The sequence below is a fragment of the Lysinibacillus sp. NPDC047702 genome (genome assembly GCF_050272555.1).
In the GTDB taxonomy this organism is placed as follows: Bacteria; Bacillota; Bacilli; order Bacillales_A; family Planococcaceae; genus Lysinibacillus.
The window spans coordinates 98,514-114,833 of record NZ_JBNNMG010000005.1 but is presented as its reverse complement, the minus strand read 5'-3'; the positions used below and the strand labels follow the sequence as shown (position 1 = coordinate 114,833).

The following is a 16,320-nucleotide window of genomic DNA, read 5'->3' as shown; positions in this document are numbered from 1 at the left end:
TGGTATTAAAATAAAATTCTGAATGCTTTCTCTACGGGAGTCTGTTCCAACGAAGGTGTCACTTTCTATTTTCACGGGAAATTTTCCACTCTGTTCTTTGAACCTCTCTATTCTAGACATGTAGACATACCATATCTTCGTGATATGAAAAATACTTCCCTGCTTTATCAACAAGGAAGTACCATTTTCTTATTTTTTACTTGTAAGCCATTTGGTTAATTCTTCAACCTGAGCAAGGACAGCAGTTGGATCATAATACCAAGAACGTTCCTCTGACCAGATGTAAAAGTGATCATTTTTTACTGCTGGTAAGCTGCTCCAAATCGGATCATTCTTAAAATCCTCAAGCGTTCGAGTATCGGAAGTCAAAACAATATAATCACCTGCGTATTTTGTTAGCATTTCCTCTGAAATCTCTGCCCACTGCTTTTCCATAATTTCATCCGCAATTTTTGCAGGCGGCTTTCTTCCGAGTGCCTGATAAACTGGCTGTCCACCACGACCAAAGTTATCACCATAAACATACAGTTTTTTACCCGCATCTTCAATAATTGAAAAGCTTGCATCCGCTGGGATTATCGCATCCACCTGTGCTTTAGCATCAGCAATTTTTTGATCATACTGTGCTAGCCAGTCCTTTGCTTCCTGTTCCTTGCCTAGTAATTGACCAAAGTATGTAAGTTCTTCATGTGCATCTTTTAATTCACCATAAGGAATCACAACAGTTGGAGCAATTTTACTTAAAGCTTCATAATTATCCCCATTTCCTGTAATAATTAAATCTGGTTTTAATTCTATAATTTTTTCTGTGGACGGCTTTCCATAAGTTCCAATGCTTGCAACTCCTTTTAAGGCATCCTTTAAATAATAATTTTCAAGTGTTAATCCTGGTGCACCTATAGGCTTTACATTTAAGACGATTAAAGTAGCAATATATTCTTCAGCAACGATACGCTTCGGGTTTATGGGTATTTCAATCTCTCCATTCATAGTTTGTACCTTTTTTGTATCTGCTGATTTGCTCTCTTTATTCGTAGTGGTTGAGGTTGTCGTATTCCCACAAGCAGCTAATAAAAGCAGTAACCCAAGAAAAAGTGAAGCAATGATTTTTCTTTTTTGTAATAGCAATCTTATCCCTCCATACAGCTTAAATGATAATAATTCTCATTCATTGTAGAAGAGTATACTATAAATGTCCATGTATGAAAGTGATCTGTCACCATGCACTTTTATGATGTCAATACTCTCATCAATTCTTCCAACTGAGCTGCTGTAGACAATGGGTCATAACCATAAAATAATTCATACTGATTGATAAAATACACTTGTTTCTTACGTACAGCCTCCATTGACTGCCATTGTTCTGAGTGTAGCAACTGCATAAGGCGTTTTTTACCCAAATCATGCTTAGGTATAGCCGTGATAAAAATATGATCTGCTGGAAAATAAACAAGCTCTTCAATTTCTGCTGGAAAAAAACCAGATTCCCTAATACTTTGAGCAACAATTGAATTCGGTCGACTAAACCCTAGATCATCATATAATATTTGACTTCCCCTACCATAGCTACTATCTAGACAATAGGCTGCATTGCTACCTATTTCCCAGACAATTGCAGTGCCTCTTTGACCAATCCGCTGATCGAGGATATTATTACAGTCCGCTATCTGTTCATTATATTGATATAGCCATTCTCCAACTAATTCCTGTTTGCCAACAATATTGGCGATAAGGCGAAACTGTTCTCGCCAGCTTAACTGCATACATGGAAGCTCGAATACAGGTGCAAGCGAAAGCAATGCTTTTCTCTCTCTTTCACCACTGTAGTTAATAATGACATCTGGGCATGCCGCTATAATTTCCTGATAATTTGTGGCAACATCATGTTCATAGCCCTTTAGCTTATGTACAGTAGGAACTGGCTTTAAGCTCTCAATATATGGTGAAAATACACCCAATTCAGGTATAATCCCAAGAGCTAATAAGCATGCTGTATGATTTGTGTTCAGGGCAATGACACGTTTCGGCTTTTGATAATAGACTGAAGGCGATACACCTACGAGCTGTTTAAATTTCCTGCTTAAATAGGTACCTTCTCGATAGCCAACATCTCCCGCAAGGTCATCTAATTTCGGCATTTCATACAATAGCTTCTTTTGTGATTCACGGACTCTTAGTAAAGTTAAGTATTTAGTAAATGGATAACCTGTATGCTTAAGAAATGTGCGCGAAAAATGTTCTGGACTCACTTGAGCTTTATCCGCCATTTGCTCACGGGTCAATTCCTCATGAAAATGTAAATGAATATATTCTAGTGCAATTTCAATCCATGATTCTTCTTTTTGCTGTATAGATTCATTTAATTCTGTATAAAGCTTCTCTAACAAATCGGCGAATAATTTTTGTAGGCGGAATGGATGTGTTTTTTTAATAGCCCTTGCTTCCTTCTCTATTTCCAATGCTAGACTCATAATCTTATGGGAACAATGTTGAATCATGGTGATTTCTTGAAACAAGCTGGATTCTCTTACTCCAAACGGGCGATACTCGATGACTATTCCACTCACATTACGATTATTGGGAATATAAAAATCACTAATATGATCCCAAAATATTATGGTTTTGGCATGAAGCTCAATTTGCTGATTTTGAAGAGTATAGCTAACATTGCCATCATAAACGATGATGATACATGGTAATGAGGAAGAGTGTTTATAGGTATCTTGCATATCTTCTAAATGAAGTATTTGTATAGGCTGATAAAAAATATGGGAAAGTAGGCTATCACTCTGCTCCCACATTTTAAGCTGATCTTCTACGTTTTTCATAAATTGTTCCCCTTGATAAATGGCTGAGAGAATTTCCTTAATACCTCTCTAGGATTTATTCCATACTTCCCCTTAAACGCTGCAGCAAAATGGCTTGGATTGGAATAGCCTACTGCATTGGCAACCTCTGTTACATTCATTGAGCCGTTTTGCAGTAAATAACTTGCCTTCTCTAAACGTTTCTCACGTAAATAGCCAAATACTGTTGTGCCAAACATTTCTTTAAAGCCCTTTTTTAATTTAAAATCATTTAATCCAATTAAACGCGACAATTCCATTAAGGATGGTGGATTCATCATATTTTCAATTATTATAACCTGTGCTTGACGTATCTTTTCCCTATCACTAGTTGAAAATTCCGTTAAATTGATTGGCTGGTTGAGAAAAGTTTGAAATGTTCTCATTAACAATTGTAAAACAGTATATTCAAGCTCTAAATTTGTCATTTTTTTAGCAGCAATAGCATGCAACATTTGTTGCAAAATAAGCGTATCAATAGCATCAATTTTTTCCTGAAACAGGCGATAGGAGGCACCTTTAAGAACTTCATGAAAATTCATAAAACTCCCATCGTTACCATCAATCTTATTCATATAACGATTAAAGGTTGAAACCGGAATCCCAATACCAACCATTTGATAAGATTCATTTTTATTGAATAAAAAACTTGCTTCTACTTGTTCAATAAATTGTAATGAACATGTCCCTGCAGTTATTTCATAGGCACAATCCGAAATTCGAACTCCCCTTGTTCCTTGTAGACAGAAGCTTACTTCTACCATAGGCTTGGCTGTAAGTATATCCATTCGATGCTCTTTATAAAATGAATAATCAGAAACGACCACTTCCAAATCCTGACGAGGGCTAAGTCGATGAATAGCTCCAGCTTTTACATTTGACTGAAATGCCATATTATCCTGTGATATTTCCTGTGGATTCAGTATTTCTAATGCATGATAAAAATGAATAAAATTTTGATGAAAATCAACTTTCATAAAGGTTGTCACCATCCTTCAGCTCTTCATTGAGAATGATTATCAATAATTAACCAAAGTATAGCAAACGGAGTTACTTTTAGCTATCAATTTCGCCCCAGCATAATTACATTCATCAGAGGCTTTATCGTTCCTGTATATTTTCACCCTTTAGAACTGTTGACAGGAGTAGTGTAAAGAGAAAGATGATTGCACCAAAGCTATAAGCCATTTTAAATCCTCCTGCATACTCAATAAGCCAGCCTGCAATTCCTGGTCCCATCATTTGACCAACTGCATAGAAAATGGAAATAAAACCTATAGCAGCTGCTACATACGAGGATGCCACCTGTTGGCTAGCCTTCATTTGGATCAAAACAAGAACTCCTCCAAGTGAAGAGCCCCATATGATGGAGGATAATATAAATCCTCCTGTATTTTCTAACATAATTGGAAGGAGATCTCCTATAACAGATAATAACAATGCTGCTATCAAGGCTTTCTTTACACCGATTTTATCAGCCAACATTCCCCAAAATGGAGCTCCCCCAATAGAAACGATGCCAGCAATAGCATAGATGGAGCCTGCTGTAGCAGTTGAGATACCGAGCTCTTTCATATAGCTTGTTTGATATAAATTAGGGATAAGATAGACTAGTCCAATTGCAAAATACATACCTGCAATCATATATAGCTCCTTACTTCGCCAAGTAGTGTTACTATTCCCAGTTGTATCCTTGTCAGCTGTAGCCTGCGGTTGCTTTATCACCCAAAAAGCTAACAACACTACTACAATGGTCATGATTGCAAATATTAACCAGGCGCCCCTCCAGCCTAACTCTGGAAATTGCTTTAGCATAAATGGCACGAGTAAGCCTGAAAATAGCATCCCAATACCAGCTCCGCTCATTAGCAGTCCCATCACAGTGCCCCGTTTTTTTGGATATAGGCTAACGGCTATGGATAGTAGAGGTGTATAAACAAGCGCACTTCCAGCTCCTGCTAAGAACAAAGTGATGGCAGCCAACCAAAAGTCTGTGACAAATACTAGACCTCCCAATCCTAAAATAACAAGACCTCCTCCAACGAGCAGAACATTTTTTGCACCAATGCGCATTGTTAGCATTCCTGAAAGCCCTACTGTTAGTAGATAGCCTAGAAAGAGCATTGTTCCTAATAACCCAGATTGTGTTGTTGACAATGAAAGCCCTTGCTGCATAAAGGGTAAGATAATACCATAGGCCATACGTGCAAACCCTGTCGTTGTTACAATCAATAACATTCCAGTTGTAACAAACAGCCAAAAATTTCTCATTTCCCTTCCCTCCTAGTTCATTTAATAGCTACATTACCTTAAAATGTAATTAATCTTTCTTTTATTGATAATAGTTATCACTTAAAACATGGTTAGTTTAATCTTTTTAAATATCGTTCTCCACCAATTGGCGGATATTTCAACGGTTAGACGGATTTTATTTCCAAATCCTACATGATAATCAATTAAATTTTGGATAAAAATTAAATGTACTTCTTTAATTTCTCCATTGTGAAAGTTAATGTGCTCTATTATGCTAACTATTGTCGATAATGATTCTCATTATCTATTAACTACTATTTCGGAGGACTAGGTATGAAAACGTTTAATAAATATATGCTTCTTTGTAGCGTATTGCTAACTTTAGGATTAGTACTAGCTGCTTGTAGCTCAAAAAATGAAGCATCCAAAAAAGAGGAAGAACAACCAGCAGCAAGTAATGTACGTGTTTATAAAGACTATTTAAATCATGAGGTGGAAATCCCACTAGAACCAAAGCGAGTGATTTATCATGGCGAGGGCTATGGTGACATTGTCGCGTTAGATGCCCAAACAGTAGGTGCAGGCTTCTCCTGGATTACTGAATATGCATGGGAGAAAGAGGTACAAAATGTAGAGGATGTCGGTTTCCCAATCAATATTGAGAAAACACTTGAACTAAAACCAGACCTTATTATTGTTGCAACTTCAGATGAAAAGATCTATGAACAGCTATCCAAAGTAGCACCAACCATTGTATTCGATACCTTTGCACCTTTAGAGCAACGTTTTGCAGAACTTGGAGATATATTAAACAAGAAGGAAGAAGCAGAAAAATGGCTCAGCAATTATAAAGCGAAGGCAGATACAATGTGGAAATCCTTAGTTGACGAAGGAGTTTTAAAAGAAAATGAAACTGCATCTGTTTTAACCTACTATCCTGGGGATCGACTGTTTGTGATGGCACGTGCAGGGCTTTCACAGGTTATTTACGACTCAAATGTCTTAAAGCCTGGCGACAAAATACAACAAATCCTAGATGAAGGGACAGGATTTGCTGAAATCTCCACAGAGCTTCTTCCTGAGTATGCAGGAGATCGAATTTTTATCCTTACGCCAGTACCTGATGAAGCGAAACAGTCTACAAAGGAAATGATGGAAAGTCCAATTTGGAAGGGGCTCCCTGCTGTAAAAAATGGGCATGTCTACACAATTGACATTCGAAAAGCTGATAGCGATGCCTCAACTAGAGAATGGCTACTAACTGAACTACCAAATATGCTAAAAAAATAAAAAGTAAAGAGACATTTCATCTTTGTTGAAATGTCTCTTTACTTTTTATACAATACAGTTAATTGATAATGATTTTCATTTAGAAAGGAAGTCCACTAATGGAAGACAAAAATTCAACTTCTTTTACCAAAGAATTACTTTTTCATTTAGAAGCTATTGACTGTATTTCTCAGAGCTATCCGTTTATTTCAACCTCCTATCATACTATGATTCTTTTTACAGATGGTTGTGGGACATTAACGATTGATGAAATTCCCTATCTTGTGACTAAAGGTAAGATCTTTCTTATACAGCCTCATTCAATGATTGATTTTTCGGATTTAACTAAAGGTTTTCGTTTCTATAAAATTTCCTTTTCAGTTTTTCAGTTAGTACAAGGACCTTCTCCATATGTAGGACCTATTTTTTCTGAGCAAGTGGAATATACGTTATACCCTACTACCCGCTTTATTCGGCTAACCGAAGATTTGTATAATATGAAGTCTCAATCGGATTATCTTAAGCAACAAGTAGTCTTGTATGAATTATTACATTTATTATTTGAACATCAGCTTCATATGGATTACCAAGTAAATATTACAAAGGCTGTTGAACAAACAATCGATTATATACATAAGTATTATCAGCAGCCTTTAACCGTTAAAAAACTTGCTGAATTAGCACATATAGCTCAATGGCAATATAGTGCAATCTTTCAAACTTTAACAGGGAAAAAACCATTGGATTATTTAACAAATCTACGCCTAAAAAACGCAAAGGAATTACTACTGCAAACAAATGAACCTTTAAAAGATATTGCTCAACAGGTTGGATTTGATGATGAATATTATTTTAATCGCCGCTTTCGACAGATTGTTGGCATTCCACCAAAGCAGTTTGCTCGTCAATATAAGCAAAGGACTATTGTTAAAGATTGGACAGGGCATGAAGTAGAAATTCCTGCCTCACCCCACCGAATTATTTATCATGGGGAAACATTTGGGGATATGTTGATTTTTAATGTACAGCCCATAGGTGGTGACAAAAAATCTATTAGTAAATCATTTTATAAAAACCACGTTCCCTATGTGCAAGATGTGGCATTTCCAATTAACGTTGAAAAATCTTCAAAGCTGAATCCAGATTTAATTATCTTTACAAATAATGACGAGCAGCAATATCAGGCATTATCGTCTATTGCTCCAACCATTACATTAAATTCATGGGATTCTTTAGATGAACGTATCCTTCTACTTGGGCAGTGGCTTAACCAAAAACAACAAGCAGAAGATTGGCTAGTACATTTTAGACTTCAAGAAAATACAATGTGGCAGCAGCTACAAAAGGTTGTAAAGCCTGGTGAAACAGCTACAGTTTTTACTTTTGACCATGGTAAACGTCTATTTGTTATGGGCTGTACAGGTCTATCTCCTGCGCTTTTTCATCCATGCGGATTCCAGCCTCATAGACAAGTTAAAAAATTACTACAAGCAGGAAGAGGCTATAAGGAAATACCAATAGATCACTTACCTCAGTACGCTGGAGATCGAATCTTTATGCTATTATCTGACAAGCATGAATCTCAAATAGCTACTATGGAATTGCTCAATAGTGATAGTTGGAAAGAACTCCCTGCTGTTCGAAATAACCATGCTTATTTAATTGACGCAACAAAATGGAATTACAGCGATGCCTTTACAAGAGAGAAATTACTAGGTGCATTACCGAAGCTATTGGTTAATGTAAAGTAATTTTCACACTAACAAATAAGAGGTGACTTGTTAACATGAAAACGGAAAGTGCTACAGATATGATGACAACTCAAATATCTTTAAAGGATATTCGAAATTATATTGCGAAAAACCATCATCAGCCTCTAACGATTGATCATTTAGCTTTCATTTCTGGTCTCAGTTCCAACTATTTTGGTGAGGCATTTAAAAAGGCATTCGGCCAAAGTGCTACTGATTATTTAACAGAGCTACGCATTGGACATGCAAAACAATTACTTCGCGATACTGACTTATTGTTACGTGATATTGCTAGAAAGGTTGGCTACAGTGATGAGTTTTATTTCAGTCGAAAATTTAAAAAGGAGGTTGGAGTTTCGCCATCCTCTTATAGCAAAATAGCTCGCCAGCGAATTTCTACCTTTTCTGTAACCACTACTGGAAATTTATTAGCACTAGGAATAATACCTGTCGCAGCGCCACTCAATGCTAAATGGAGTCCATATTATTACAACCATTACCAGGATCAAATTCATGTGCATTTAAATATATTTGATGCAGAATCAGAGGATAACTTCAGAAAACTAGCGGCTGCAAAGCCAGATATTCATATTTTTCAGGAAGAACCATCCCTATCCATGCTAAATTGGCTTGAATCAATTGGCGTCAAAAATGTGTCTATTAAGGCAAAGGATTGGAAAACTCAGTTAATAGAAATAGCTGACATCATCAACAAACAGAGCACTTGTAAATATTTCATTCAAACGTATGAGCAAAAAGCATTGCAGGCAAAGTTAGAGATCAAACGAGCTGTTGAAAAGGATACTTTTGCTGTACTTCGATTATGTGGAGATCAATTATTTATTTATTGTAATAAAGGAATTAAAGATGTTCTCTTTACAGATTTACAGCTTCATCCAATTGATGCTCAGCAACAAACATGTAACGAGCTTATTACCCTTGAACAACTATTAGACATAAACCCAGACCGTTTGCTATTAATCATTTGCCCTGATGCGGCAACTCGAAATTATTGGCTCACTTTACAATACCTTGACAGTTGGAAGAAGCTGCAGGCTATAGAAAATGGACATGTCTATGTTTTGCCATCGAATCCTTGGTTTGAGTACTCTGCTATTGCCATTAATCGAATGTTAGATGAAACATTGTTAATGTTGACCGGAAAAAATCCAAATCTCTTTCCTGCTCCCGTCCATGGCATCCTATCTAGCACTGAATTATAATTCTATTTGAGAATCATTATCAGCAGAAGGAGACCTTGATGAACAATGAACGAAAACTGTCATAATCACCGTCAAACAATTTTTAAACCTGTCTTTGTGTTAGCCTCTTTATTATTTGTTATTGGCGTACTTACTGCCTGCAATGCTCAATCAAGTAATAAGGTAGAAACACAGGCAGCCCCAGAAAGCACGAAGGAGCAAAAAGAGGTTTATCCATTAACAATAAAGGATGAGCTTGGAAATGACGTGACATTACCTGCTAAGCCGACAAAAATATTTGCGCCTGTCATGGAGGATTCGCTGCTTGCTTTAGGCATAAAACCTATGATGCAATGGTCAAATGGCGTTAAGCCACAGCTCTATTTGCAAAATCAATTACAAGGTGTGCCAGAAATTAGCTTTGCAAGTGGTCCCCCAACTGCCGAGGCAATTATGGCTAACAAACCAGATTTAATTATTTTGCACAACTCTTTTTATGTTGAAAATGGCACATATGAAAAATATGCAAAAATCGCCCCAACATATGTGTTCAAAAATGCAGCAAGTGATTTAGAAGGTTCTATTAAAGAATTAGGGCAGCTACTTAATGAACCAGATAAGGCTGAGCTAGCATTACAAAGTTATCAAGAAAAAGTGGACGCTGCAAAAGTGAAGCTAGCTACCATTACTAAAGGGAAAAAGGTGGCCTTAATTCGCTTTAATGCGAAAGGTATGTTCTTTATGACTGATGAGTATTTCAGTGGTTATGTATTAACACATGAATTAGGCTTTGAACAAAGCAGTTTAGTGAAGAATGGTGCCTTCGAGGTGTCATTAGAAATTTTACCAGAGCTTGATGCAGAATATATTTTCCTCATCAATGATGGTAATCTTGGAGATGATTTTTTAAAGGAATTTAAGGAAAGTAAAATTTGGCAAAGTACAGCTGCCTTCAAAAACAATCAAGTATACGAAACATCAGGAGATTATTGGCTAAATGGGGGCATTCATGCACAAGGAAAAGTCATAGATGATGTATTGGAGTTTTTAACACCATGAAAACAATGACAAAAAAACCCTATGTATCAGAAGGCTATTTTGAAAACGCGATGACTTCCCAACAACAATTAGACTATCGAATTTTGATTGCACCACCAGCAGATGGGCCACCAGCAGATGGCTATGCTGTGATTTACGCCTTAGATGGGGATGCACTTTTTCCAACGCTTGCAGAGGCAGTAAAGTTACAAACAAGAAAACCAAAAGGCTTCAATCCCATTCTTGTTATAGGTATTGGCTATCCCTCAAAGGAACCATTTGATATGGAACGACGCTGCCATGATTTTACACTGCCTGTAGGTGAAGAAAGTCTGCCACCACGTCCTGATGATACACCTTGGCCTCCTAATGGCAAGGCGAATGATTTTCTAGATTTTATTGAGCATGAACTGATGCCTACGGTGGCAAAGGAATGGCCCATTAATAAAAGTAAACAAGCCATTGTGGGACATTCATTAGGTGGTCTTTTCACTCTCTATGCTTTATGTGCAAGACCTTATTTATTCACGCACATCGTAGCTGGAAGTCCCTCTGTTTGGTGGGCTAACAATGCTGTGTTAAAAGAAATAGATAGATTCAGTGAAACTTGGATTGGTAATCATGCTATCAATCTCCTGCTCACAATTGGTGCCAATGAACTGCCCGATATGCTTGAAGGAGCTGAGCAAGCAGCAGAACGAATGAAGCGTTTAAGTGACAAGAACATTCACACCGATTTTGTGAAGTTCGATGAGGAGGATCATGTTAGCGTCCTTCCCTGTATGCTTAGCCGACTCCCTCGATTTTTATATACCTAATGACGATGAAAAACCCCAAGTGACGATTTCTCCACACTTGGGGTTATTTATAGCATGTATAACGAAGTCGTATTTGAGCATCTCCTCCGTGACAACGATAAACATACTCGATGGAACTTTGTATGTTCAAAGATTCCTCAATGTTCAGTATCCTACGGCGAATATCTGTACCTTTATTAACGCATGATTCCATAGCAATAATGGTCTTCTATACCCATAAATCGTTACTACCTTGCATTATAAATGATAATAATTATCAATAAAAAAGTGATATATGAATTTTGATGTTTCAATATTTTAATCAATACTAATGTCTGATACTCACACTTTATTACTCTCTCATATAGCTTTTTTGTTAAGTTTTTTTTCAATGCCAACAAATTAAAGTTTATAAATAAAAGCCAAACAACCATAGCTCTCTACAATTGTTTGGCTTTTAATATCTCTCTAAATTATTATATTGATAAATTGATCATAACATTTAGAATTCAACACTTTTCTTCTTTAAAATGTGAACTAAAACTTTAATTAGATGTCTATTATACGATTTTGATTAAGGTTTTCTCTCAATTTTAATAAATTTCTGTTGGTCGTTTGTATCTAGCACACCTTGGGAAATATTACCGTATTTATCGACCGTTGCAAAGTAAATACGGTCACCTTCCATAAATACTTTATTCAGATTAGAAGACTTTGTAGTTAATGTTGAATTTTGGGAGTTATCTGATGAATTCTCAGGTTTACCAGTGCCTGCAACTGAAATACCGTTAGCAATACCAGGAATAGCTTGTCCAGCCGCTATTTGGTCAGCATGCTCACCTGCATAGATAATTTCTTCTGCAGTTAAGTCTCCAGGAACAACATTTACACGGACTGCATAATAGTATTTCAGATCATCTCCTGCGTTTGCAAGTTGATACATAAACTCAAGCTCTCTGTAAGAATGGATGTTCCCCACTGAGATATTCCCCTTTAATGTAGCTGATCTGAATGCCACACCCGATTTTTGATATACATATTTTCCAAAATCCTCAACTTTGAATTTATTACCTGTGTAACCTGTAATATTGTAATCGACAGCTTCATTCTTCATCTTCACTGTAAATGTTTTATCTGCCGTATTTGGTGCCACTGGTTTGATAATCAGCTTACTTTCATCCGTTGTTTTTGTACCTTGTGTATACTTAACAAATTGATATTGAGACGTAATATCTTGACCTGATTCATTCGTAATTGTAAGTAAATTTAAATTAGTTATTAAAGAATTGCCATTTTCATCGCGCATAATGGCCTCACTAAATGTAATCGTAAATGTATCATCTGGATTACGATAAACAATATTGCGTTTCTTTTGACCATCGACAGTCATTTCAATACGCGGTGGGGTACCATCAGAATAGAAATTTTCTCTCATCCAACCCGCGCTTGATTCATCGTAACCATCAGAATTGGAGTTGGATCTGTATACTGTTATATTTCCATACGTATCTACAGCACCAAAATATACAACATATTCCTTATGCGGCTCTAAAGTTACACCTGTAGCTTCAGATAATGGGAATGATCCCTTGCCACTTTTCTTAACGCTTGGGCTATTTCTTAATTTATCCTCTAAGAATTTACGTTCAGCAGGTGTATCAATTTTTAGATTTGCTGAATCATTTGTTGTGCCATCTGCATTTTTCTTTGGCACAAACCAATAATGAAGCTCTGTTGTTTCATCAGTATCAAAGGAAATCATTGCTTTCGTATCTTCATTTTCTTTAGGTTTTACTACTAAATTTTTAATTAATGGTGCTCTTGTATCACCAATCATTTCCTTAGAGGTAATTTTCGAAATTTCCCCACCACGATCCTTTAAGACCATATACACGGAATAGCTTAAGAATGGATTCATTTTGTCTTTCGTTATCGTTATTGGGAATTTTTTTGTTTTTTCCTCTAAATCAGCTGGACCAGAGCCACGGTCAATATATATATCCTTCCCACCAATTTGGAAATAACCTGATTTTAATGATGATTCATTTGCAAACTCATTCACAAAATCACGCTCTGTAATGCCCTTGTCTATTAAATATTGTTTAAACGTTTTTACTTCTCCATTGTCTTCAACTGTATCAGGCAACACCATGTAATAATAAGTTCCGGCCTTACTTGGCTTAAACTCTACTTCAGAGCGTCTATAGTTATCATTTTGATCAGGCTTACTAACTACATTTTCAATCGTTATGACAGGCATATCAAATTTTTCATGGATATATTCCGCATAGTTTCGCACAGGTTTTCCAGGATCAACAGTATTGACATTTTCAAATTCATTATCCGCTAAGTCCTTTACGCCTGGTAAAACAGTAGCGCGTAATGTATCACCGTAAACAAAGCCTGTTTCAGAAGGAATCGTTAATAATACTTTTTTGTCCCCTTCTTTATATTCTACTGCCGAAGGTTTAATTTTATTTTGTCCTGTTGTGTTAACAATAACTGTCCCTGATAAATCATAGTTATTTACATTACGAGCACTTTCCGGATCCAATGCTTCGTTTAAATATAAGTAAAATTGATTTGATTTTCCTGCTGGCTCAAGTTTTGTCTGCTCAACATAAGGATGAATATTATCCAATGCACTTGTCGTAAACTCTTTGATGGCCTCTTTCGGAATAGGGTCTACTGAATAGTTACCCGACGCATCCTTCATCACCACGTAGAGCTGATACACTTCCTCTGCCTCTAAGCCTGATAAAATCTCCGTAATTCCTAGCTTACCTGCCACAGCCTTACCTGTACCTGTTGGCTTTGCTACTATATCTGCAGTTGTTGGATCAGCTGCAGTCGTCTTTTTCCGAACATAGTAGTAATAGTCCCCTGGCTCGCTTGCTGTAAATGTAAACTCAGCTCGTTTTCCACCATGTAAAGGATTCACTTTTAGAGATTTTACTACTGGTGGTGATGCATCCTTCATCTGGAAGGATTCTGATTTAAGGTCAGAAACATTTTTCGCACCATCAACGACCATGATATAAATAACATATTCTTTTTTCTCACCTAGATTTGTCACTTTAAAGGTGTTGTTATTTAATATAGCCGAACCTGTTCCACTTGCAACATTATCAGTAGAAACACGATCAACCATTTCTCGTTTTGTTGGTGGATCAGCATCCTTTTCTCGAACTATATAGTAATATGTGCCGACTTTATCTGAAGTAAAGTCTACCTGTACATCACTACCATTCAATACAGATACTTTTGTGATATTAACGACAGGCTTAGTTTTATCCGCAGGCTTTTGGTTTTCAATATCATCCTTATCGATTGGTTTACCATCTGGATCTGTAATACTGCCAATATTATCTTTATCCTCTAGGAAATCATCGAAGATATTATTCGGCGATTCACCCTTCGGTATAATAACTTTGTCAATATACGTGTAGTCACCAATATCCACCCAGCCGTATGCATTATCCACATACAGTGTACCTACTCGACCGTCTATATAAAGCTCTAAATCTGTAAAGCTATTGTAGTTAATCCAGTCGATATTGCTATCTCCGTATATTGTCAGCTTTGTTTCTGTATCAAGGTTTAGTGTTCCGATATCACCTTGAATCTCAAATTCTCGAACACTTCCGATAATATCCACACGCTGCAGCTTAGTGTTCGTTTCAATTTTTGTACCACTTTGAGATACAACTAAACGTGATACAGTACTGTTATAAAATTCAAGATGTTTTTCAACATTTTTCATGGTCACTTTTTCTTTAGACCAGTTTTCAAATGGTTTGTTTTTATCTGGGTTCTTGTCTGAATTTTGATTAGTCCAATTTTGAAGATCAGACGATGAATTGCTATTGGATGAGGACGAGCTTTCCCCATTTTGATTTTCTGGATTAGACCAGTTGATAAATGAAAAATTAGTACTTGCTATGCGCCCAATCGATAATGGCTTAAAGCCGGTAACATTTAAATGTAAGGACGGACGCACTGTTTCGTTTACTAGCATAGTGCCAGTCAATGTAATATTAGAAAATCCAATATAGTTTCCATTGACAACGATGGTTGCATCAAATGAACCATACTCACCATCAAAATCTAAAAATTTTGAACTTGTGCCGCTTGCATTCAATGTTAGCTTAGAAACAGATTGAATGGTTTTCCCAGATAAATTACCTTCAATAATTGCTCCCTGTAAAACCGGTGCATTATACTCATTAAAAACGTTTGCTAAATTTTCAGGTACAGTGTAAGGCTCAGCATTTATGTAGACTACATCATCTTCAACACCCGTAATTTTGTAAGAGGACGCATTACCCTTTTTATCTTGTGCGCGAACAATGAAAGAGGCAATCTGACCACGTGTTACTGGATTAAATGGAGAAAATGTAACTGGCGTAGTTCCATCTGTAACTTTTAAATCTACTAACGTTTGAATATAAATGGCATTACTTGTTTGGCTATTAACATCTTGAAAGCTATGATTATAATTTGAAGCTACCTCAAATTTAAATCCAAGCACCAGCATTTTAGCTAATTGACCACGTGTAATTACTTCATTTGGCATAAATGTTCCATTTGAATATCCTGACATGATCCCTGCATTTTGTAGTGCCGCTACATATTTGTAATATTCACTACCTTTTGGAACATCCTTATAATAAGGGTCCTGTACATTTTTCAAGTCTAACTTTAATACAGTTGCCAGCATTTTAGCAGCCTGACCTCTTGTTACATTTTGATTTGGTCGGAAGGTATTATCTGGAAATCCGCTAATTGCACCCTGAGAATGTAATTTTAAAATATTATCATAGTGACTTGAATATTGATCGATATCCTTAAACGGTGAAGTAGCTGCTTCTGCCTTTTGCGGTGGTGGCACTACTAAAGCAATTCCGCTAGTAGCAAAGACAGTTGCAATAAGTGCTTTGTTCACTTTTTGGATTTTTGTTTTATCCATCCCACTCATCCTTTCACTTATTGATTTTGATACGTACAAATATCAATTTCATCATACCCTTTATATCGACAGGTAATTAGAAAACCTTCATAGTTAATTCTAAAATACTAGTAGAAAGTCGTGCATTAATCGGTGCTTTGTGAATTTAAAGTGTACGTTTGAGTAGTGAATACGTCTCTTTGTGCATTTACCCTC

The 16,320-nt window shown here is 36.5% G+C and carries 10 protein-coding genes; 5 read left to right on the top strand and 5 right to left on the bottom strand.

All coding sequences use genetic code 11. From position 1 onward, the window contains the following. Positions 1–189: 189 nt before the first annotated feature. From ACQKIM_RS04475 to ACQKIM_RS04460, 4 genes are all read right to left on the bottom strand, one after another. The gene (locus ACQKIM_RS04475; protein ID WP_427539674.1) at positions 190–1,128 is read right to left on the bottom strand and encodes an ABC transporter substrate-binding protein; all 939 of its coding nucleotides are present in this window, start codon (positions 1,126–1,128) and stop codon (positions 190–192) included. Positions 1,129–1,229: 101 nt separating this feature from the next. Continuing rightward, positions 1,230–2,828 (bottom strand): helix-turn-helix domain-containing protein, encoded by a 1,599-nt coding sequence (locus tag ACQKIM_RS04470; protein ID WP_427539671.1) that lies wholly within the window; start codon positions 2,826–2,828, stop codon positions 1,230–1,232. After that, positions 2,825–3,823, bottom strand: coding sequence for a helix-turn-helix transcriptional regulator (locus tag ACQKIM_RS04465; protein ID WP_427539668.1), 999 nt, complete (start codon positions 3,821–3,823; stop codon positions 2,825–2,827). Before ACQKIM_RS04465 ends, ACQKIM_RS04470 begins: the two co-directional genes overlap by 4 nt. Before the next feature lie 124 nt (positions 3,824–3,947). Continuing rightward, positions 3,948–5,117 (bottom strand): MFS transporter, encoded by a 1,170-nt coding sequence (locus ACQKIM_RS04460; protein ID WP_427539665.1) that lies wholly within the window; start codon positions 5,115–5,117, stop codon positions 3,948–3,950. 315 nt (positions 5,118–5,432) lie between these two features. Here ACQKIM_RS04460 and ACQKIM_RS04455 point away from each other — a divergent pair, with 315 nt between their 5' ends. The 5 genes from ACQKIM_RS04455 (at position 5,433) to ACQKIM_RS04435 (ending at position 11,177) form a co-directional block, all read left to right on the top strand. After that, positions 5,433–6,389, top strand: coding sequence for an ABC transporter substrate-binding protein (locus ACQKIM_RS04455; protein ID WP_427539662.1), 957 nt, complete (start codon positions 5,433–5,435; stop codon positions 6,387–6,389). A 98-nt stretch (positions 6,390–6,487) separates the two neighbouring features. Further along, a complete protein-coding gene (locus ACQKIM_RS04450) occupies positions 6,488–8,119 on the top strand; it encodes an AraC family transcriptional regulator (protein ID WP_427539659.1) in 1,632 nt (543 codons plus the stop codon). A gap of 35 nt (positions 8,120–8,154) precedes the next feature. Further along, positions 8,155–9,342, top strand: coding sequence for a helix-turn-helix domain-containing protein (locus ACQKIM_RS04445; protein WP_427539656.1), 1,188 nt, complete (start codon positions 8,155–8,157; stop codon positions 9,340–9,342). A gap of 45 nt (positions 9,343–9,387) precedes the next feature. After that, complete coding sequence (locus ACQKIM_RS04440; RefSeq protein ID WP_427539653.1) at positions 9,388–10,380, top strand: ABC transporter substrate-binding protein; 993 nt, start codon at positions 9,388–9,390, stop codon at positions 10,378–10,380. After that, positions 10,377–11,177, top strand: a complete 801-nt coding sequence (locus ACQKIM_RS04435) for an alpha/beta hydrolase (RefSeq protein WP_427539650.1) — start codon at positions 10,377–10,379, stop codon at positions 11,175–11,177. The genes ACQKIM_RS04440 and ACQKIM_RS04435 overlap by 4 nt, the downstream gene beginning before the upstream one ends. A 553-nt stretch (positions 11,178–11,730) precedes the next feature. On the opposite strand, the gene ACQKIM_RS04430 is transcribed toward ACQKIM_RS04435, so the two are convergent. Next, positions 11,731–16,125 (bottom strand): S-layer homology domain-containing protein, encoded by a 4,395-nt coding sequence (locus ACQKIM_RS04430; RefSeq protein ID WP_427539647.1) that lies wholly within the window; start codon positions 16,123–16,125, stop codon positions 11,731–11,733. Between the last annotated feature and the right edge of the window lie 195 nt (positions 16,126–16,320).

Bases quoted from the DNA above. Each gene is read 5' to 3' on its own strand.
- ACQKIM_RS04465 (WP_427539668.1), bottom strand. From the start codon at position 3,823: ATGAAAGTTGATTTTCATCAAAATTTTATTCATTTTTATCATGCATTA.
- ACQKIM_RS04460 (WP_427539665.1), bottom strand. From the start codon at position 5,117: ATGAGAAATTTTTGGCTGTTTGTTACAACTGGAATGTTATTGATTGTA.
- ACQKIM_RS04450 (WP_427539659.1), top strand. From the start codon at position 6,488: ATGGAAGACAAAAATTCAACTTCTTTTACCAAAGAATTACTTTTTCAT.
- ACQKIM_RS04455 (WP_427539662.1), top strand. From the start codon at position 5,433: ATGAAAACGTTTAATAAATATATGCTTCTTTGTAGCGTATTGCTAACT.
- ACQKIM_RS04440 (WP_427539653.1), top strand. From the start codon at position 9,388: ATGAACGAAAACTGTCATAATCACCGTCAAACAATTTTTAAACCTGTC.
- ACQKIM_RS04435 (WP_427539650.1), top strand. From the start codon at position 10,377: ATGAAAACAATGACAAAAAAACCCTATGTATCAGAAGGCTATTTTGAA.
- ACQKIM_RS04430 (WP_427539647.1), bottom strand. From the start codon at position 16,125: ATGGATAAAACAAAAATCCAAAAAGTGAACAAAGCACTTATTGCAACT.
- ACQKIM_RS04445 (WP_427539656.1), top strand. From the start codon at position 8,155: ATGAAAACGGAAAGTGCTACAGATATGATGACAACTCAAATATCTTTA.
- ACQKIM_RS04470 (WP_427539671.1), bottom strand. From the start codon at position 2,828: ATGAAAAACGTAGAAGATCAGCTTAAAATGTGGGAGCAGAGTGATAGC.